The organism is Vibrio sp. THAF64, assembly GCF_009363455.1.
Classification (GTDB): Bacteria; Pseudomonadota; Gammaproteobacteria; order Enterobacterales; family Vibrionaceae; genus Vibrio; species Vibrio coralliilyticus.
In genome coordinates this window covers 40,223-59,811 of the sequence record NZ_CP045357.1, presented here as the reverse complement: position 1 = coordinate 59,811, position 19,589 = coordinate 40,223, and the positions used below count along the sequence as shown (strand labels likewise).

Sequence of the window (19,589 nt, the reverse complement as noted above, 5' to 3'; positions counted from 1 at the left end):
TTGTCTCCTATAACAGCACACAATTGCGCTTTCGCCATTGCACAAAGCCAAAATTGTCCCCCGTCGTGGGGTTGTCATGACCCATCTCCCACACCGTGGTACTGGTGGTATAAGGGTGGCACCAAGCGGCATCCGCGATGGGGGCACTCATTTGATAGCGGTAACGAGATTTGGGGAGAAACGGGGATATTTTCGGTTGGCAGACTGCGCCATCTCGACCTTGGCTATCAAACACCATTCCCTGGCGGTGCAATTTGTAGTTGAGGCGTTCCATGATCAAAGTGGCGGCTTGGATCGGCGAATCGCGATAATTGGTGTTCCCCGTTAGTGGGTACGCGCTCCCCTGTGCCCCTAAACACCAGAACAGTCGATCCATCGGTAATTGACGACGGCTGTGCGTCGCGATGGCTTCAGAGGCGCACGCCAACTGAGCGGCTGGGTGCCCAAACAACACGGCCTCTGGGTTGAGCGCAAACGCAAGAGCATCATCGTGCCAAAGAGGGTCGAGTTCGGAGAAATACCCGACGTCGAATGGGCGTGTCTCCATACACAATCCCGACTCAAGCAAGTGAAGCCAAGCGATGAGGGGGTATCGATACCAGTGAGCGTGATAAAAACCGCCATCGCTGCTGTTCCCTTCTCGGGATGTGGAGCGCCCTCCGATCCGCTGTGCATGCGCCCCGTGCAGACGAACGCCCAAGTTGACCATACAAAAGGGCACTCGGGTCACGTCCGTTAGGGCGTAAGGCTCCCAATATCCGATATTTAGCCCTAACCGAACCATCACAGGAGGCGGAGCTGGGCATAACGATAGAGGCGATGACGGATTTGAGGTATCGGGCAGCGGACCCGTGAACACAGGTACCGAACCTAATGTGATCGGCAGTAAACATCGCCAGCAGACATCGCGTAGCGGATTGATAAAATGACCGCTGCACACGGCCCCCGCGTCAACGCTGATTGGCACCATGAGGACCGTTAATAGCAGGGCTAAGTGTTGTAATCGTCGAGTGGGGATCATGGCTGATTCTCCCAGAACGAAACGTCGTGCTCAGTCACCTCCCAATAGCGATGCGCCTGAACGACCACACTTGGCACCGAACGAAGGCGTAACTTTCGAGACAGGTATCCGCCTTGGTCAAAGTACACTGGAGCATTGAGTGTACGGGCTAAGGTTTGCGGTCGTCCTCCTGTTAAAATCCAGGTAATGGGCCGATCAGCCGTAAATTGCGTTGCCCAGCGTCGTTGCTTGCGATCCCGTCCATCGAAAAAGACCAACGCCCGGGGGTAATGATACGTCATGCCGAGTGGGGGGCTCGGCCAAGTCGACGCGTCAAATGGGTTGACCCATCGTCCTGGGGGCTGGCCATCATAGGTGGCGGGCAAACGCACGCTCGGATCGACAAGAAACGTTGTTGGCGACTGCGTAGCGCTCAGGGAGACGGGCATTGGTTGTTCAAATTGATCACGGATCCGGTCTCGTTGGGTTTGTTGCCACTGGGCTAACGTGCCGTCGTGTTCAAGCACCCGTAGGCGCTGGCCTATCCACTCCCACAAATCCACTTCGCCGATAGAGAATGTGGCACCCAGTTTCTTCGGCTCTGCCGCGGACAGTGAACACACCGCCCCAACCAGCACAAGTACACACCATCGGCTCATGGTGCGGTCTCCGTGTCGAGAGCCTGCTCAACGGCACGTTGAACAGGGAGCGTGATGTCTTCGGCGCCGGCCATGACGGCCGATGGTCTGAGGATCAGTGTGTGATGATCTCGTTGATAGTCACCGACGACCCGGTTCAGTATGGTATGAAAGTGTGTCCAGCGCTGGTATTGCTGGTCGACCGTCAGCGACTCGTCCACTAAGGTACGTTGGTACTCGGCATAAATGGGACCGAGGTTGAGCGTCGTTACAGCGCAAGGGGACTCGCTGACGTGCCAAAACATTGCCACTCCCAGCCCCTGCACAACGAAAGCGAGCGCCCAAATCTTGACCGCGTTCATGGTGTTCTCCTTGGGTCATTGGTATCCGATGCCATCGCGTGCTCAAATCGGTCTAATTCGTCGCCGTAAAAATGTTTTGCTGTGGCCGCTATAGCCGTTTTAAGCGGCACGCCAGCCGCCATCTGTTGTTCACACCAGGCGTATTCGTGTGGCTCTGTACTTAGGTAAGCCCGTGTGAGTGGATCGGCAAAAATTCGGTGATAGCTCACGTGCCCACCCGCTTTGATGCGCACGGCACTGTAGCCCGCTTCCTGCGCGCGAGGGAAGTGCTTGAGAATGTGTTGGTCGAGGGGGCTGAAAGCGGTCGGGTTGTCACGCAAATAAGCCTCAAACCCCTCTCCTTGACGCAGCATGATGTGAATGTCGGAATTGTCGTAACAGGCTTTCGCCTCGGCACTGGCAAACGCATCGTCAATGCCCTGAGTGACGGTGCAAAATGCGCCACCGAATTTTCGCGCAGTGCGATAGCCTGTGTTGATGAACAGACGGGCTTGAGCGTTGTTCCCACTTAACAGATTCCACGCTTCCTCAATGATGCACAGTTTTCGGCGTGCCCTTTCTCCTGATAAGTACATTTGCTGGTTGATGGACACCATCAACGCGAAAATCACGGGCCGAAGTACGTCGTCGTTAAAACCATCCAGTTCTAAGGTGGTCATATCGATAGCCGGATCGAGCAATGAGGGACGGTTAAAAGTGTCACCATATACCCCCTGCGTCGCATATTTGTTCAACTGAACCGCGATGTCCTCAATGCGTCGGTCGTGCTGTTGCTCTTGAGCCAGGGAACGCAATGCATGCTGAACATCGTCGACACAGGTTTGAGCGCCCGCGCGTTGCCATGCTTGTACGATGGCATCACCTAGGATTGCCAGTTGAAAACTGTCCAACGGTTGATAGGGGGCGGCCATCGTTGCGAACAGTGCGGTAATGTTACTCAATGCTTCCTTGATAGGACCAAAACCATCGGCGGAAGAATCGGTCTCTGGCTGCTCGGTTCCCCTCGATTTCATCGCTTCTAAGTGCGTAAAAGGGTTAAGAAAAATATGGCGATGATCGAGGTGCACGCCATCTAGCAACAACGTGAGCTTCTTGTAACTTGCGCCTTTGTCCAACACCCAGACTTTGCCGCCCTGTGCAAACACCGTTTTAGCTAACTGCTCAACGAAAAAGCTTTTGCCTGCACCAGACCCCCCGTTAAGGGCAATGTTATGGTTGTCGCTGCCGCAGCGGAAAGGATCAAAAAATGAAATTTGGCCACGCAATGTGGGCAGTAGGACCCCACCAGTCAAGCGGCGTCGATCCATCACAATAGGGAAAAAGTTGACGACATTGCTGCTTTTGATGGTACGAATACGACCGGTTTTTTGACAGTCGTCCCATAGGCCTTCGCTCATCATAAACGGCAGAGTGGCCATCAAGCACTGCGCTTGGATCATCGGCAATACGCGCAGTTCAAGCCCATTGGCGCCAAACGCCTCCTTAGTGGCCTGAACCGCAGCTTGATGGCCATCTTGACGGCAAAATAACGCCACGCCAACACACATCGAACTTAACGTGTACTGTCGACTGCTCAGCCCTTTCTGTAGTTCGCGTCGTTCATCCAACTCGTCCGATGCTGAGGGCAGAAATAGCGCGAGTTTTGACTGTACTGTCTTGGTTAAATCGGCGATTTTTCGGTTGTTGGCGTACTCCGCTTGCCCGGTTGGTTCTTGACGAAAACTAACGCAAATCAAGTGAGGACAGGGCACTTGCCGCGCCACATTACGAATCGATGAAAGACATTCCGGTAGCGCGTAAAGGCGAAAATCATGAGGCAATGCCGTCAGGCCTAGGTGCACTTGACGGCAACGCGCGTTTTCACCCTGGCGGGTGTGCCATTGCGTGTCAATGCGGTCGCGATGAATGTACAGTTCCGCATCCGCTGCGAGCACTTGGTCATTGAGGGGCTCAAGGGGATTGTAGGTTGCCGTCTCAGGCCGCTCCTGTGCTGGGTCAAAATGGATCAGATCGCGCAGTAAGGTCAACAGCTTAGCAGGTTCGACTCGCTCAACGGCCAAACCCAACTGATGAAAAACGGTTTCCGCTTGGGCACGGGCCTGAACAAGGGCAGAGGGGGACGCGGTTGAGGTGGACATAAAGAAATAGGCGTCATAGTCCCGCAAATCATAATGAGCCCGTTGGTGATGCATGTAGCCATGCTGAGCGGCGTAATACGCGTAGCGACGCTCTTGCTCTGCCAAATCAGCGCAAACGCCACCGCGCTGGGCCATCTCTCGCGCATTGGCATCCAACCAATGGCCTACCCGGTTGTGCCCATGAAGGATAAATTGGTAATCCCATCCTCTGCCTTGCGGCAAATCACTGACCCATTTGTTTAAAGACTCGACCAACTCATCGTTGGCGCCACTCAGCGGCACCAATGCCAGTCCAAAGCCTCGGCTTCGAGTATTGATAAATAGCATGGATTCACTGTCGAAATCTCGATACGGCAACCATTGATGCCAACGCGGCCGATGCTTGCGCGCTTCGTTACGCAAGTTGCCAAAAGCTCGCCAGCCTGAACGCCAAAATGCAGATTCACTCATCTGTAGAAGTCCACCAAACTTGGGGCGAACCCATCTGCCAATCGCCCGAAGAGAGGGTAAAAAAGAGGTCGACGCCGCTTACGAAGTGCCCCTGTGGCGTGGAATGGGGGAAGATGGTCAATTGCCGAGGTTGGGGCGCGTGATACCGAGGCGAAACGGATGTGGCAGGCGCCGATTCAGCCAGCGGGCCAAGCGACTCGATAGTCAACGCGGTGTCATCAACCATGGCCTGTCGGATGGACAGCATGGAGCCACAGCCAGGAAACCCGCCCACGGCATCACAGGTGTAATCGTCGCCCAGGCCGGCCGCGCACCCGGAGAGGCACGCAGTAACCAAGCAGGCGAGATAAAGGGGGTTAGTCGTCATACCGTCGCTCCTGTGGTAAAGATGAGTCATATGGGAAGTTCAACCCTTCTTGACGTAGTTCATCGGCCAGAGGGTTGATGGGGGGCTGGCCTAGGGTATGCGGAGGTCGTGATGTTTGAGGCGCCGCCTCCTGCGCGCCAGACTGGTTGAGCGGCGTCAAAGTGAACCCCTCAAGAAACACGATGTTGACCACAGTGCCGGGATTGATCTCGACAATCGGGTGATAGGTTTCGGCCAGTTTGATGTAGTAATCTGACAACTTGGCCCCGACAGTGGCCCCCGCATGACCGAGTAGATTTAATGGCGCTTGGTCTGATTTTAGGGTTTGGGTAGCACCAAGTGGGTGGAGGGTCGTGTGCTCAGACAACGCTTTGCCCGTTTCTCCCAGCCCGGTTAAGATCCCCGCCAGGCCCGCCATCTGTACGATATCGCCATTTTTGAGCAGCGTGGTTCCGCGAATGCCGTTGCGGCCAAAATTGAAGGCCGTGCCTTTCACTGCCTGATCGATGAGAGTGCCATCGTCGAGTACGCAACTGATCTTGTCGGTACGGACCACACCACGGCTGGATGACACCTCGCCATACGCTGACGCCGTGATGGTGCACTGATCCAGTCGTGAAGGCTGGCCATTGGGCAATATCCCGCGGTTGAGCGTTTGAAACACTAGGGGAACGGTGTCTCCCTGGGCCAACACGCCGGCATTGGTGTCGGCGCCTCCTGTTACCATGGCGGTCACAAAGCTGCCCGAAGGGACGTAGGTTTTAAGCGATACGTGCTTTTTTACCGGGGGGACGGACCAGATAAAATCGACACTGTGGTAACGGGGCATGTTCATGTTGGTCGGCTCTTCGAGCCAAGGCGTGTCGGCCTCCAAAGTCGCTTGGGTCGGTGAAGACGGTTCTAGGGACAGAGAGGGGGTCACTGCCGGGGAAGGGAGCGCTGGCTGAGAGCTTGGTGTCCCTAGTGTTAGTTCGTGACTGTCCGAAGGGACCCCCAGAGCCTCTAAATGTTGCAGCTTGCGCTCGAGTTCTTTCGATTGTCGTTCGGACTGCGTCTGCACCTGTTTTAGCTGCTCTTGGATCCCTGTGAGTTGTTGCGTCAGTGCTTGTAGCGCGAGATCTTGATGCGCCAGCGCACTTTGTTGATCGAGGTCGGTAAACCCTGGATCAATGATGTGTTCAAAATGAAGGGGAGGAGAGAGCGTGGCCGGATGGTCCGACTCCGTGCGGAACACCCACGCGACGATGATCCCTGCGATGGCGAGCAGGCCGATGACGCTTGCACTAACCCAAGTATTGCGTTTGGCGATCCGCTCATTGAGTTGTTCACCGTCTGAGAAGGACTCTTCGTTATGATCGTCCGGATTGGGTTTAGTCATGAGACTTCGCTCTCAAGGTGATCAGATACAGACGAGTGCGTTCGCCAGCCGGCAGTTCATTGCGGTCGAGCGACGCTGCCAATGCAGAGGGCGAATAAAAGTCCCGATTCGAAATCGACGTCGGGCCTTCGCTTGTGTTGAGCACCTCATAGATGATCCCTGACAGTGGGCCTTGACGCGCTACAGCAACGGGCGTCAGCTCAAGACTGCCACGATGAGCCATAACCGATGCGTGAGTGACACGTGCAATCGTCATCGAAACGGACGGTTCCTCACCGCTCGACCAATGCATCAAGTCTTTGACAAAACCTAGAATTCGCGTGTTGAGCGTCTGGGGATGTGAAGCGTCGCCAGGAATGAACCGATGCACGCGTGTGGTGGTGTCACTCGGTTGTACTTCGAGCGCCAGCAAACGTCCTTGCTCGGTGAAGAGGTGCGCCGTGAATGGATGTGGCTCGCTAAGTCCTAACAGAATTGACCCTGCTTGATCACTTGGGTTCTGCACCACCTCGCATTGATGTGTAGGACACGTAAGGTTAAGGATCTTGTCGTTTTCAACGTAGAGGCGATTAAGAGCCGTTTGATTAAGCTCAAGCGTTACAGTATCACCTGATACGAACAAGTGCGGCTGAGCCGGTGATGCACTAGAAGCAAGCGCGGTATTCAGACTCATGCTGAGTAAGACGAAGCTGATCGTATGCGGGATCATTGGCTCTCCTCCTGATGAATGGACAGTAAACTCAATGTGCCCTGTTGGTAGGCCATTTGGATGAAGACATCCACAGCGCGAGGGGGTAACTGACGTTCGCCAACCGCCTTGGCGAGTGTGCCTGATACTCGAACCACGAGTGAATCAACATCGATCTGGGTTTGGTCGGGCAGGACGTCGAGGTGACTGGAGACATGCTGTTGGCGGATCCGCTGTGCATCCTCAAGCAGTTCCGGTTGCACCGCTGACCACATGTGTTCTGGGACGTAATCCAATAAACGTCCATACTGACGATGGACATTGCTGGGGGTGACATCGAACTTTAGGTGAAGAAAATAATCACTCATCATGCTCAGATAAGCGTCGTCGACTGTGACTTGGCTGATTGTAAAGGCGCCTGAGATAGTGGGTGGCACCAAGGTGTAGCGCTGATGGGTCAGGGCATACACTAACGATCCGGTCAGAGCTAGGCAGGCCACGCTGAGGGATAAAAAACCAATGGCAAGAAAGACGTTAAGTAAACGACTGAGTTCCAACAACTGGTGACGAATCACGCGTTCCATGGGGCCCCCTAAGACAACCAATAGCGATATTCAGCCGGAGGCGTCACGCAGAACAGCCGACGAGAGAGGGGGGCGATCGACCACCAATACCCACACCGGACCAACACGGTGTTGCCGTATTGGACCTTCAAATAGCGCAAACCAAGAAACCAAATAAGCCCGAGTGCACCGCCCAGTAAATGGTGTTGAGCTGCAAAGCACACAATAAAGAGAGCAAAAGCTGGCGCCACTTCATCACGTGGTAGACCGACAAGACGTGGCCCATGGTTAAGGTGCAAAGGAATCGAATAAAACCCAGATTCGGTCGTCATGATTGCCCTCCTTCAAGACAGCCCCACAAGCGGCTTTACGACTTCCCAGAAAATCATGCCCCCTATGAACCCACCGACCGCGCCCATCCAGTTTCGGGTCATAAAACCCGCTGACAGCGCACCAATGGCACCGGAGGCGAGGATCGCATTTTCAACAGCGGAGCCGGTACCTGCGGTGTCCTTAATCGTTTGTTTACCGGCACTGAATAAATCAGTGGCCAAAGCGTCAGCGCCCAACAGGTAGGTAAGTAGGAGTACGCCGACCATCCAAACGAGTGCCCGTATCGACCAACGCCGACGTGCTCGGGTGGTTATCGAGCGCGGTATGTACGTGGTTGGGGTTCGCAGTTTGTCTGACACCCGTCTGTATCCTATTGATTTGTGGACCAGCTATATACTGGTGTGCTACAGGTTGAATATCAGTGAAAAAGACGACGATTGAAAATTATTAGAGATTATTGGAAATTATTAGTGTTTGTTGTTTGCAGTGTCTTTGCACACATCGTTTACACTGACTGTTAAGCCTGCAGTACTCACCGACATTGATAAATATGAACTCAACCATGGTGGGCATTGCACTAAACCCTTATACTGACTGGTGTTGTGGGGGACCAGTCGGTCACACGGATGTCCATTGGCACTCACTTTCATTTTGTCTTCAAACGATCCATGCTTCATGAAAATTCACAAAGATTTCGAGTATTTTTACAGTCTGAGCAGCTTAGTGACCGACGCGTTGCTCCACTTGCTTTGCCACGTTGCAGCGTCACCCCGTCACGTGCCCGCGAATAAGCGCAATGAGATATTAGTGAGGTTTCTCAAACTGAAACTTAAGGAGAAACGCTACGCGAACGTCAAAAAAGACATCAAATTGATGATCCGCGTCGGGCGGGACAAACACGCGAATTTGGAGCACAAATTGTACGACTTGCACGATAGAGCCACTCGAACCAAAGTTGGGGGTGTTGAACGCCTCTACCAATTGTTGAGCGCATTGCAGGAAGAAAAAGGAATCGCTTCCAGTCTCTTTGAGGAGGGAGAGAAGACCCAACCAGGAGTGGTTTACATGTTGGAAGAGCACATTGAACATGGTTTCGACCACTCCAACGACCAAGTCGCCCCCATTTCGCTACTCTACCAAGCGCCAGACGCCCAAGAACTGGCGTCTTGGATTGACGACCAGAATCACTTTAGCGCTGAGATCAAAGAGTGGAATGCAGACAGCCACCAAATCCATATTGTGCTGCACCCTCAAGCAAGCATGAGCCCAAACGTTGAGGCTACTTAGGGGGCGAGGGGAGGCTGCTAAAGCGTGACATCTCCCCTTGAAATGCTAAACGTACCGCACCAACGGGGCCATTTCGCTGCTTACCGATGATGATTTCTGCGATCCCTTTCTGTTTGCTGTTCGTGTCATACAATTCGTCACGATAGATAAACATGATCAGGTCGGCATCTTGCTCAATGGCGCCTGAATCACGTAAATCAGAATTGATTGGGCGTTTGTCTGGGCGTTGCTCGAGGGCTCGGTTAAGCTGCGATAATGCCACAACTGGCACATTTAACTCTTTGGCTAACGCTTTAAGCGCCCTCGAAATTTCGGCGATTTCTAGGGTTCGATTGTTTGCCAATTCCGGAATACGCATTAGCTGTAAATAGTCGACGACAATGAGCGATAAACCGCCGTGTTCGCGCGCTAAACGACGAGCTTTTGCACGGAGCTCAGTCGGTGTTAGGCCCGCACTATCATCAATCAGCAAATTGTTTTTCCATTGCAGCATCTCTAATGATGAGTCGACAGCCTGCCATTGTTCTTGCGTTAAATTACCAGTTTTGAGATCGGTTAAATTGACGTGGGCTAACGAGGCTACGAGCTTATCCATCAATTGATTGCGTGGCATCTCCAAAGAAAAAACCAAGGCTGGTTTATCGGCTTCCATAGAGACGCTTTCACATACATTGAGCGCCAGTGTGGTTTTACCGTGCGATGGGCGTGCCGCTATCACAATAAAGTCGGACCGCTGCAATCCCAGCGTCATGGTATCTAGCGCATCAAAGCCCGTTTTGACGCCAGTGATTGCTTGTCCCGCGCCGCTACGCAGCCTGAGTGAGGTCTCCAAGGCCAAGCGTTTTGCGTCGAGCACCGTATCGGTATTGAGTCGTTTCTCAGAAATCGAGAACACACGCTGCTCCGCCTCTTCGATCAATTCTTCGGGTGAACGCCCTTGGGCGTCATAGGCGGAATCGGCGATATCATTGGCTGTTTTGACCAAATGACGAAGCAATGCCCGTTCGACCACTATGTCCACATAAGCCATGATGTTCGCAGCGCTGGGAGTGTTCTTCATCAGATCAGCCAGATACGCCAACCCTCCGATGTCGGCGAGCTCGTGTTGTTGCTCGAGTTTCTCACTGACGGTGATCAGATCGACAGGGGTTGATGTGTCCATCAAAGACGAGATCGCCTGAAAGATTAAGCGGTGTTGGCGAGCATAAAAGTCCTTGGCAGATAATCTCTCTACAACCGCTTCCCAACGCGAATTGTCTATGAACAGTCCACCAATGACAGATTGCTCTGCTTCAATTGAATGAGGTGGGGTCTTCATGGCGTCGATGGAATGTTGGGTCATAACTCTGCTGCTAGTCTTGGTCACGTCAGGTTGTCGATACATCCTGAACTCTGTTTTGATTAAGTATAACAATATGTTGGATTTGGGTGAACGTAAACTTCTTCCTACAGCGCAGACCAAAGCAGTAGAAATTGAGTCCTTGTTTTGGATCATATTATTTTTAACGCACTATAACTAAACAGATTGAGAACGATATATTTTTCTTAGCCTCATAACTGGAACGTCCATAACCCCCCAAAATAAGGATTCTCCAGACGATAAATATAAAAAAGGCAGCCAATAATTGGCTGCCAAAACACAACATGTTTTCTTATCAAAGTAAGACACAGAACGTGGAATAGGGAAGCAGTCCACCGAGCACCACCTCAAGAACCCCTTCTGAGTTAGTCGACTGCGTCCTAATCTGTGCAAGTTCAATGCTACGACTAAAACACAATGACACTCAATATCGAATAATGATTAAACATCTTTAATAAAATTACGGTTGAATTAGATACTGCGTGCCTGTTCAGGTTGAGTCCGTCCTTTGTGAGTCAGCAGCAATTGCCAAACCTGTAAATCACGCGCACGAAAGGTTCCCGCGCAGGTCTGCAAATAAAATTGCCATTGTCGTTTCTGCTGAGTACGACCCCGCATGTCTTCGCGGTCCCACAAGGGACGTATGTTGCTCCACCATTCCATGAGAGTGCGGTCATAGTGAGGACCGATATTGTGCAGATCTTCAAGAACAAAATCCGTTTTTTCAATGGCTTGAGACAGTTCTGACAGGGCAGGGACGTAACCATTTGGAAAGACATAATTATGGATCCAAGGATCGACACTGCCACGCTCGTTCCGGCCAATCGTGTGAATAAGAGCAATGCCATTTTTCGCCAATAATTGGTTAGCAATGGAAAAATACAGCTCGTAATTATTCGCCCCGACATGCTCGAGCATACCAACCGACACAATGCGATCGTAGGTCTGGTTGCCCAAGATATGACGGTAGTCAGCCTGGACAAAGTTAATGGGTAAATGAGCGTAGCGGTGTCTTGCATATTCATACTGTTCTTTTGAAAGCGTTACCCCGGTTCCATGTACACCGTAATGTTCAGCCGCGTAAGATAACAAGCCTCCCCAGCCACACCCTATGTCTAACAACATTTGACCATGTTTGAGGTCCAGCTTTCGACAGATAAGATCCAGTTTTTTTCTTTGTGCATCAGCCAAGTCCGCTGCTTGATGCCAGTATCCGCAGGAGTAGATCATTAAGGGGTCGAGCATCTGCTGGTAGAAACTGTTGCCAATGTCGTAATGGAAGCCGATATCGCGCTTACTGCCTTGCTCGCTATAAGGCGAAAACAGCCGAGACAAACACCAGTACCACAGGTTCTGCTTATTCGAGCGGTACGCGTCCAGCTCACCACTTTGAAGTAATTTGCTGACCATGACATCAAGCGCATCGCACTCCCAATCGCCTCTCAAGTAACCGTTCCCAATCTTTAACGTGTCGTAAGACTCTAACCGATTAAAATAATTAAGGTCTCGTAAGCGTATGTCCCAAGGTCTATTGCCATTGACCTTAATGTCTGCTTTTTCCAAAATGCGTTCTAATGCCTTGGCAAACACCTTCATCACCTGACTCCTATCCAATAAGGTTGCAAAAGCATCAGACAAAAGTTCATCCAATTTGTCATTGTATTAACACATATTAAACATTGTTGGCCGTTTTTCTCGCCACCTAAAGAGTCGAGGGATTGATGTCCTGACAAAAAATGACGTATAAAGGTTTTATACTTTGATGTAGAGCTTGGCTTAAGTCATGCATACAGAACAATAGGGTGTTTTCTTCGCAGTCATAAAGGAGCCCAGACTATGCTTAACTTCCTAAGACGACGACGTATCAAAAAAATCATCGGCAGACTCTCCCCACAGCTAGTTAAAGGGTTTGGCAGTAGAGAGTATTTTACACTTGCTCAAATCTATCATTTGAGCCAGTCGTTAGCTCAAAGACATAAGCTGATTGCCGTAGCATTATTTTGCGATCCCAATACTCTAGAAGAGCCAACCCGAGACTCCGTACTCGCCATCAGGGTTCGCATAAAAGAAGACTTTTTCGGTGGTGAAACATATACCGCGGACGATGTCCTGCGTTTAGCTAAGCAAAACAAATGGAAAGGCGGCCAAATGGACGACTATATGTCACATCACCATGGCATGGGCAGTCGTTACTAAACCATAAATACGGGTACTCCGTTTGAAGACGGTAATAAGTAATGTGAGCATCTAGAGATGCTCACATTACTTATTACCTATTTTATGGTAAATCCAATTATGTTGAATGAAATTCAAAAAAGAGAGGAGTAATGGCAATAAACGAGTCAGATTTCGCGTAGATGAACACCATATTTAACATAATGTACGTAATACGCACTGAGTAATTGCTCCATTCGGGCTGCTAATCCACATAGCCAAGCCTCCGCAAGCCATTGATATTCCTTGTAAACCGCGCCCGTTAAACTTTTTTGCGATGCTTTCCCACATCGCTTTGATGCTCGGGTTATCGTTGCGGTCAGCGTGACAACCTAGCAAAGCTATCTCTGGGTCTAATCCTGCGCCTTCCGCTAGAAAAATTGCTTCCTCATCAGATACATAGCGAACACCTTTGCGCATTTTACTGACTTTGTTCGGCTCGATATTCAAATCGTGCGCTATTTGCTTATCTTGTAGGTAGTTTTGAGCCTTTTTATAGGCATCTAACAGTTCATTCGCGTACATGAGCACCTCCATATTTGATCCATTGTAGCCATAAAGATTCGATTTTTCGCATCTTGTAAATTCGATTAATCGCACTTAGAGTTTCGATAAATCGCATCTCACGGTCTCTATCGGAGTTATTGAACTCATGACATTTGCATCTAAACCAAATCGAAAAAATCCAGTCTATTTTGAGCACCACTCAGATGGGTACTGGTGCTCGATTGACGGTATGCCGGAATACTTCAAAACCAAACATGAAATGTATCTCTATGCGTGTGAATCAGACCGTGAGCTGATTGAAATCACGCATGAAAATGAGCCTGAACTTCGCGCCAATGGTGCTTTTGATCGAGTGTTCCGTGATGAATAGAACTGTAATCGACTATGTGAGCTTTTCAGGCTCCCCGCTCCTTTTAGAACGCTGTAAGGAAATGGCGAAACAACGTTTCTGCCTTGAGCAAATCAATGAGTTTGAGTCTCAAAACGCGGTGGCTATCAAGCATCGAGAGCAAACCAAAATCATGCACTTTGCCGAAAACTTGGCTCAAGTCTTAGGCTGTGTCGAATCAGAAAACTTCGCCAATCGTGACTTGTATTTTGCGGCTATTGATAAGGAACTGGTTGACGCTGATTTGGTGGTCAACACACATGTGTCATTCAACGAATGTTACCAGCACCTGATCTCAAACATTGGTATCGATATGCTCGATACACTTTGCCACGGTGAAGTTGAGTCATTCCTAGAACTGCTAGAAAACGAAATCAGCTATGAAAAATCCAACGTCTGGACTTTAGAGCGTCGAGGTGGTTTTTCAGGATACCGCTATTCTGCAAAGCTTCTTTGCAACGGCACTCAGGCGGGCTTAGTCGCTTGGGGTGCGGCAAACTTTGGCTATTACGTGTCGTTTTCCGGTAAAGGCTGTGAGGCCATAAACATGGAAGCGCTACACAAAGCACTAAAGCAAATGGTCGGCACAAAGCTCACTCGTGTAGACCTAGCTCTGGATGATCTTCAAGGCAACGTATCGATTGAAGATATCAAACAGAAATACATCGATGGTGAGTTTATCACTCGTGGTACGCCTCCTAGTTGGGGCGAGTTCTGGGGCGGTAAAGGCATGAGCAAAGAAGACCGTAAGAAATGTGGTTTAGTGCCTGATTCTGGCCATACGTTCTATGTCGGTGCTCGTGAAAACGGAAAGGTATTCCGCGCCTATGACAAGGCGGCTCAAATGAAATGTGAAGAGTATCCCAACTGGAACCGCTTTGAAGTCCAGATAGGAAACCGTTACAGGGTAATTCCACTCGATATTCTAATCGAACCTGATCCGTATTTTGCAGGTGCATACCCTGCCCTTGCCTCTCTGATTGATGACGTCGAACCCATCCGGATTTCGACCACCAAGATTCAATTTATGACCTCATTTGAAAATGCGGTTAAACACGCTCGCGTTCAGTACGGGAAGCTGGTCAATGCCATGCGCCAACTGTACGACGACGATGCACACATACTCGAAACCCTCACCAAGGGGCTCGAATTAACAGACATCCCCGACCGCATTAACTTTCCAGTCGGTCGGGACTTCCATCTAGAAAAAACTGGAGAAATATTATGCCATTAACAGTTGTTGTCATCGGTTGTGAACACTCTCAAGGCCTATCCAAAAAGGATGACCGTCCTTACAACTTTGCGCAGGTGAACTACCTCGCACCCAATGAGGGTTGGAAATCAGAGAAAGGCGAATGTAAGCCTGTTGGTCTGGTTCAAAAGCAAATTGCCATGAACCCTAACCCGTCTCTGGTCGCTGCATTTAAGGAACTGGAAACGCAATTTCCAATGACGTGTGAGCTTCATCTTGATGCTGACCCTCAGAATCCGGCACGAAACATTGTTGTCGATATCAAGCAAGTTAGTGGCAAGGCTTAACACATGGCTAAGTGTGTAATCGAACATAGCGGTTACTTTATCAGTTCACCGAATCTGTGCGATTACATGATTTTGACCGCTGAGGAAGTCGAACAACTCACACAGACTGTCTCAGGGTCACTCGCTATCGATTCTGATCTTTATCAGCTTGTATCAGGGTATTTATTACTCTCGTTCGTAACAGGTCACGCATTGGGAAGAATCGTAAAAACTATGGGGCGCAAATAGCCCCTAAACAACTCACTAACAACGGAAATATCACTATGAAACTATTAGGTACAGTTAAAAAATACTCGCTTGCAGCAGGTGCATTTTTTGTTTCTGCTTCTGCGTTTGCAAACGAAAACCCTATCACCAAATCAATTAATGATGCCATTTCTGCAGGTCAGTCTAACTATACGTTAGTCGTTGTCGGCATGATTACGCTTGCTGCTCTCGCTTTTGGTTTGACGCGCATTACTGGCGGCATGAAGTAAGGAGCTTGTCGTGGTTAGCCTAGTATCGGACGTTGTAACGGTTGTTTTGGCTATATCTGTTTTTTCAGCGTTCCTCTACGGCTTTTATACTGGTGTTAACGCCTCCTGATTGGGGGCGTTTTTTCTTCTAGGTTCTTCTATGCGTAGCGCAATCAACACCCTTCTCGTTGTCTTCTCTCTTATGGTTGCCGTGCTCGTTTCTGTTTCTGCTAAGGCTTCGTGTGCTATCGGTATCGAGCGTGAAGGAGTGTCTTGGGATTGGAGCAAGTACGGTAATGCTCCGTACGTTTGCGGTAACTCGTGCAAGTCTGTCCTTAAAGATGTATCCGTCTGCTTTCCTGATGCTGAACGGTGCACTGGTGATTTCATAACAGACGGTAATGCTTGTCCTGATAGTGATGGCATGGTCGCGGGCGGTTCCTTTCCTGAACCCGATAACGGTGGTGGTGACAATGGCGGTGGTGATTGTGAAGATGTGGATTGTGGCGGAGACCCAAATTTACCCGCATCCTACAGAGCGATTGAACATGCAATCAAAAACAATATGGATCGGTATTCTGATGAGCAATATATGGCTATTGCCAGTCTTGAGTCTGCACGTTGGAGCGTCTACACCTTTCAGAAATTAGAGCAGCTTCGCACAGAGCATTTTGCTGATATGGATAGCGCGTTGAACACCATTAAGGTTAAAACCAATTCTATTGAAAATAGAATTAATATTATGTCTACCGATGTTAACCAGATTGCTTCCAGCACAAGCAGTGCAGCTACTAATCTCCAGCAAATCAATCAAAAGCTTGATGGCCTAGGTTCTACCGATTATTCAAACGTTCTTGGCAGTATCAACAGTCAAATTGGTTCTCTTAACGGCTCTATCTATGGAGCTGCAACCAACACGCAAAACGTCATCAACAATCAAACCAGTTCACTAAACAACACCATCTCAGGTATGGGGAATAACCTCACTAGTGCTATCTACAGTAGTGCAACCATGTTTGGCACTAATAACGATGTTAAGGCTGCGGTCGAGGGTCTCGGTTCTGGCATTAGCGATATTGCTAATGGGGTCGGAGATATCAAAGACGGCCTGTCAACTGGTGACTATTCACATCGTGCACCAGAGGGTGAAATTGACTTCGGGGATATGCCTTTGTATCAGCCTAGTGCTATTGAGCAGCTAGAGGCCGAGACCAAGGAATTGGAAGCGCAATACGATGAGAAGGTCAAAGAGTTTAAAAACGTATTTAGCCTTGACGAATCCCGTCTCAAGGTTGGTGAGTTTAACGATCATGCTATGCAGTTCACGATTGCCAACGGCCAAACGGTAACAGGTAAATCCGTGGTGTTTCCCGCCTTGGTGGATATCGCTCATTGGGTTGCTACCGCAATCCTTTTTGTCGCTATTGTTGCTGGCGTTCGTCAGTTAGGAAATTGATATGGAATTCATTTTATCTCTTCTTCAGAGTCTTGGTGATGTTGGCCAAACCGTGATTGATTTCTTTTCCAACGCGCCAAACTGGTTTGAACAAGTCTTTATCTATCTGAACGCTTGGTACGTAAAGATTCGTCTATACATGCTCATTAAGTACATAGAGATGTCTTATCGAACAGCTGAATTTTTGCTAAACGAAATCGGCTTTGCTGAGTTTATTATTTCCGCATTCAATGCCTTGCCTAGTGAGATTCGTTACTACGCATTTCTTTTCAAGATACCTCAAGCAATCAACGTTTACTTTAACTTTCTGGCTACGGGCTTTGTGCTCAAAATGACGAGGATGTAACACTATGGCCATACGTATTCGAACAGGCGCGAATGGCGCTTACAAATCGTCTTATGTCTCTTATTTTACGGTACTTGAAGCTTTGAAAGCAGGCCGTGTAGTCGTGACAAACATTCAAGGTATGGCACCGCTACACATCATGGAACAGCGTCTTGATATCAAGTTTCCATCAACCTCTAAGTTGATTCGTATATCGAGCAAAAATGAACGCGGCTTGGAGCTTTGGCAATACTTCTTTTGCTGGGCACCTCTGGGGGCTTTGATTGTAATTGATGAATGTCAGGATATCTTTTCTCCTAAAGTTGGCTTCGACATAAAGAAGTTTCGATATAGGCCCTTAGAAGAATTCTTGCCAATGCTTCCTGATGGTTATGAAGACTTTTTCAACTCTCGATATGTTCCCGTGAACATGGATGAGTTAGACCCGTGTGATATTGATGACTGTGGTCATGCAGAGTATGACCAGGACGGACGAATCATTTATCCATTCACCTTCAATGAAGGCTTTATGCGTCACCGACATTACAACTGGGACATCGAACTCTTGTCACCGGATTGGAAGCAGATTGATTCTGGCATCAAAGCGTGTGCGGAAGAATGTTTTTTCCATAAAGGCCGTGATGGCTTCTTTTGGGTTAAGCGCAAGCCTTATATATTCCGTCATGATAAAAACGTCACGACACCAACCATTCCCAAAGGCTCACACCCTAACTTGACCACTCAAAAAATCCCGTTAGATGCGTTTCTTCTCTATAAGTCCACTACGACCGGAAAAGCGCAATCATCTGGTCAGATGAATATTGTTTTTCGCAGCCCAAAGTTTATAGCGGTCTGCTTTCTTATCATTTTTGGTTTGGGGTACATGATTTATGGTATATCCGATTTGGTTACTCGTTATTCTGAGGAAGATACGCAACAGGAAACGACGCAAGTTCCGCCTTCCAATTCCTCACAAACTAATCAATCTGGTCAAGCGGGTGTTCAAGGCAATTCTTCTGTATCTGATAGTAGGAGTCACGATTCGTCTAACGCTAGTTCCTCTAATCCAGATGCTCGTTTAGCAGTTCTTCGCAATATGTTGGGTATGTATGACGTCCAATCGTTGTACTACACAGGCTACTCGACCAAACGCACTGACAAGGGCTTCGACTTCTTTGTCACGTTAGAAGCGGTTACACCTTTAGGAACATACCACCTTAATGATTCATTTCTAGCGGCTAATGACATTCAATTTGTCCATTACGATGACTGCTTTTTGAAGCTCACAAAGCAGGCCGCAAGCCTCAATGTCTTTTGCAAACCAGTCCAGAGAGAGCCCCAGAAACTGGGTCCTAAATCTGGTTCACCTGAAATTAAACTCTTTTAAGGATCTCCTATGGAAACCATCACTTTTACTGAAGCAGAAATGGAATTCATTATTGAAGCGTTCTTGCTGTATAGCTTTGCTGGTACAACGGCTGCATTGCTTTTCTATGATGCACTCAAATGTTTTTTTGGTGGGGCGGCCAGACTGGCTAAGCCTCACACAAAAAACATTTCACAATCAAATTCTGACTAATCAAAATCGAATTATGATGAATGAGGAGTGATTATGATTTCATTCGAGTTTTATGATGTCCTTCTTTTGTTTATGCTCATGGCTTCTTGTGGTTTTGTTTATGTGGACCACATTGAGGGGTCAGTTGTACGAGCTCTGTTCAATATTGGCATAGCCGCTTTTTGTGCCTTTGGTTTGTTTGTTCGTTTAGGTGTTTGATATGAGTAGAAACTCTGAGTATGAACAACGTCAGCGTGATAGCGGGCTGAAGAAAATAACCATTTGGGTTCCTGAGGATAAGGAGTGCGATGTCAAAGAGGCGGCACAACGTATGTGTGAAGATAGAGATTTAACCATTGCCACACTTCGCAATCTTATCTCTGGACGCTTGGCTTCATTAGTTCGAAAATAGCCCCTGTCACTGGTGACGCTCTAGCCCCGCAGGGAAAAGCTCACTCGATATAGGTTAAGGGAGTGATTTACTTCACTGAGCGAAAACGCGCGAAGCGCCACTCCCCTACCTGAAACCACAAAATCACACCTCCTTCCTGCCAAGATCGGCCTTCCAGAGACTATCAACATT

The 19,589-nt window shown here is 49.1% G+C and carries 26 protein-coding genes; 15 read left to right on the top strand and 11 right to left on the bottom strand.

The features are described 5' to 3' along the window. Positions 1-7: 7 nt before the first annotated feature. Positions 8-1,021 (bottom strand): conjugal transfer pilus assembly protein TraU, encoded by a 1,014-nt coding sequence (traU, locus tag FIU99_RS25125; RefSeq protein ID WP_152472659.1) that lies wholly within the window; start codon positions 1,019-1,021, stop codon positions 8-10. Here traU and FIU99_RS27430 point away from each other — a divergent pair. Both FIU99_RS27430 and FIU99_RS27425 read left to right on the top strand, forming a co-directional pair. After that, a complete protein-coding gene (locus tag FIU99_RS27430) occupies positions 1,020-1,160 on the top strand; it encodes a hypothetical protein (RefSeq protein ID WP_154351839.1) in 141 nt (46 codons plus the stop codon). The genes traU and FIU99_RS27430 overlap by 2 nt on opposite strands. Before the next feature lie 130 nt (positions 1,161-1,290). Continuing rightward, positions 1,291-1,506, top strand: a complete 216-nt coding sequence (locus FIU99_RS27425) for a hypothetical protein (RefSeq protein ID WP_154351840.1) — start codon at positions 1,291-1,293, stop codon at positions 1,504-1,506. A 149-nt stretch (positions 1,507-1,655) separates the two neighbouring features. On the opposite strand, the gene FIU99_RS25115 is transcribed toward FIU99_RS27425, so the two are convergent. The 7 genes from FIU99_RS25115 to traA form a co-directional block, all read right to left on the bottom strand. Next, positions 1,656-2,000 (bottom strand): TrbI F-type domain-containing protein, encoded by a 345-nt coding sequence (locus tag FIU99_RS25115; RefSeq protein ID WP_040122546.1) that lies wholly within the window; start codon positions 1,998-2,000, stop codon positions 1,656-1,658. Beyond that, on the bottom strand, positions 1,997-4,588 hold the full coding sequence (gene traC / locus FIU99_RS25110; RefSeq protein WP_152472658.1) for a type IV secretion system protein TraC: 2,592 nt from the start codon (positions 4,586-4,588) through the stop codon (positions 1,997-1,999). Before traC ends, FIU99_RS25115 begins: the two co-directional genes overlap by 4 nt. A 356-nt stretch (positions 4,589-4,944) precedes the next feature. After that, positions 4,945-6,333 carry a TrbI/VirB10 family protein gene (locus FIU99_RS25105; protein ID WP_152472657.1) on the bottom strand — a complete coding sequence of 463 codons (1,389 nt, stop codon included), beginning with the start codon at positions 6,331-6,333 and terminating at the stop codon, positions 4,945-4,947. Then, positions 6,326-7,042 (bottom strand): type-F conjugative transfer system secretin TraK, encoded by a 717-nt coding sequence (locus FIU99_RS25100; protein WP_152472656.1) that lies wholly within the window; start codon positions 7,040-7,042, stop codon positions 6,326-6,328. Before FIU99_RS25100 ends, FIU99_RS25105 begins: the two co-directional genes overlap by 8 nt. Then, positions 7,039-7,605 carry a type IV conjugative transfer system protein TraE gene (gene traE / locus FIU99_RS25095; RefSeq protein WP_095573458.1) on the bottom strand — a complete coding sequence of 189 codons (567 nt, stop codon included), beginning with the start codon at positions 7,603-7,605 and terminating at the stop codon, positions 7,039-7,041. The genes FIU99_RS25100 and traE overlap by 4 nt, the downstream gene beginning before the upstream one ends. An 8-nt stretch (positions 7,606-7,613) precedes the next feature. After that, complete coding sequence (gene traL, locus FIU99_RS25090; protein ID WP_040122551.1) at positions 7,614-7,916, bottom strand: type IV conjugative transfer system protein TraL; 303 nt, start codon at positions 7,914-7,916, stop codon at positions 7,614-7,616. Positions 7,917-7,928: 12 nt separating this feature from the next. Beyond that, a complete protein-coding gene (traA, locus tag FIU99_RS25085) occupies positions 7,929-8,183 on the bottom strand; it encodes a type IV conjugative transfer system pilin TraA (RefSeq protein WP_006958705.1) in 255 nt (84 codons plus the stop codon). 409 nt (positions 8,184-8,592) lie between these two features. On the opposite strand from traA, the gene FIU99_RS25080 reads away from it, so the two are divergent. After that, entirely contained in the window at positions 8,593-9,204 is a 612-nt protein-coding gene (locus FIU99_RS25080; RefSeq protein WP_152472655.1) for a DUF2913 family protein, read from the top strand. Here FIU99_RS25080 and dnaB read toward each other — a convergent pair. Both dnaB and cfa read right to left on the bottom strand, forming a co-directional pair. After that, complete coding sequence (dnaB, locus tag FIU99_RS25075; protein WP_052131813.1) at positions 9,197-10,546, bottom strand: replicative DNA helicase; 1,350 nt, start codon at positions 10,544-10,546, stop codon at positions 9,197-9,199. The genes FIU99_RS25080 and dnaB overlap by 8 nt on opposite strands. Positions 10,547-11,035: 489 nt before the next feature. Next, complete coding sequence (gene cfa / locus FIU99_RS25070) at positions 11,036-12,202, bottom strand: cyclopropane fatty acyl phospholipid synthase (protein WP_235284741.1); 1,167 nt, start codon at positions 12,200-12,202, stop codon at positions 11,036-11,038. Positions 12,203-12,400: 198 nt separating this feature from the next. Between cfa and FIU99_RS25065 the strand changes: the two genes are divergently transcribed. Continuing rightward, complete coding sequence (locus tag FIU99_RS25065) at positions 12,401-12,760, top strand: DUF6559 family protein (protein ID WP_040122553.1); 360 nt, start codon at positions 12,401-12,403, stop codon at positions 12,758-12,760. Between the two features lie 174 nt (positions 12,761-12,934). On the opposite strand, the gene FIU99_RS25060 is transcribed toward FIU99_RS25065, so the two are convergent. Continuing rightward, positions 12,935-13,303 carry a DUF3693 domain-containing protein gene (locus FIU99_RS25060; protein WP_152472654.1) on the bottom strand — a complete coding sequence of 123 codons (369 nt, stop codon included), beginning with the start codon at positions 13,301-13,303 and terminating at the stop codon, positions 12,935-12,937. A 127-nt stretch (positions 13,304-13,430) separates the two neighbouring features. On the opposite strand from FIU99_RS25060, the gene FIU99_RS25055 reads away from it, so the two are divergent. From FIU99_RS25055 to FIU99_RS25010, 11 genes are all read left to right on the top strand, one after another. Then, positions 13,431-13,655: a hypothetical protein gene (locus FIU99_RS25055; RefSeq protein WP_152472653.1), complete on the top strand. Its 225-nt coding sequence runs from the start codon at positions 13,431-13,433 to the stop codon at positions 13,653-13,655. A 61-nt stretch (positions 13,656-13,716) separates the two neighbouring features. Beyond that, a complete protein-coding gene (locus FIU99_RS25050; protein WP_152472652.1) occupies positions 13,717-14,907 on the top strand; it encodes a replication initiation factor domain-containing protein in 1,191 nt (396 codons plus the stop codon). Further along, on the top strand, positions 14,898-15,212 hold the full coding sequence (locus tag FIU99_RS25045; protein ID WP_152472651.1) for a hypothetical protein: 315 nt from the start codon (positions 14,898-14,900) through the stop codon (positions 15,210-15,212). Before FIU99_RS25050 ends, FIU99_RS25045 begins: the two co-directional genes overlap by 10 nt. Before the next feature lie 3 nt (positions 15,213-15,215). Next, the gene (locus FIU99_RS25040) at positions 15,216-15,440 is read left to right on the top strand and encodes a hypothetical protein (RefSeq protein ID WP_095562278.1); all 225 of its coding nucleotides are present in this window, start codon (positions 15,216-15,218) and stop codon (positions 15,438-15,440) included. 35 nt (positions 15,441-15,475) lie between these two features. Continuing rightward, the gene (locus FIU99_RS25035; RefSeq protein WP_152472650.1) at positions 15,476-15,688 is read left to right on the top strand and encodes a hypothetical protein; all 213 of its coding nucleotides are present in this window, start codon (positions 15,476-15,478) and stop codon (positions 15,686-15,688) included. 139 nt (positions 15,689-15,827) lie between these two features. After that, complete coding sequence (locus tag FIU99_RS25030) at positions 15,828-17,123, top strand: hypothetical protein (protein WP_152472649.1); 1,296 nt, start codon at positions 15,828-15,830, stop codon at positions 17,121-17,123. A gap of 1 nt (position 17,124) precedes the next feature. After that, the gene (locus FIU99_RS25025) at positions 17,125-17,469 is read left to right on the top strand and encodes a DUF2523 domain-containing protein (RefSeq protein ID WP_095562275.1); all 345 of its coding nucleotides are present in this window, start codon (positions 17,125-17,127) and stop codon (positions 17,467-17,469) included. 4 nt (positions 17,470-17,473) lie between these two features. Beyond that, entirely contained in the window at positions 17,474-18,835 is a 1,362-nt protein-coding gene (locus FIU99_RS25020; protein WP_152472648.1) for a zonular occludens toxin domain-containing protein, read from the top strand. A 9-nt stretch (positions 18,836-18,844) separates the two neighbouring features. Further along, positions 18,845-19,027 carry a hypothetical protein gene (locus FIU99_RS25015; RefSeq protein WP_152472647.1) on the top strand — a complete coding sequence of 61 codons (183 nt, stop codon included), beginning with the start codon at positions 18,845-18,847 and terminating at the stop codon, positions 19,025-19,027. A gap of 33 nt (positions 19,028-19,060) precedes the next feature. Next, positions 19,061-19,225, top strand: coding sequence for a hypothetical protein (locus FIU99_RS27420; protein WP_172974092.1), 165 nt, complete (start codon positions 19,061-19,063; stop codon positions 19,223-19,225). 1 nt (position 19,226) lies between these two features. Further along, positions 19,227-19,418, top strand: coding sequence for a DUF3018 family protein (locus tag FIU99_RS25010; RefSeq protein ID WP_019277002.1), 192 nt, complete (start codon positions 19,227-19,229; stop codon positions 19,416-19,418). Positions 19,419-19,589: the final 171 nt, after the last annotated feature.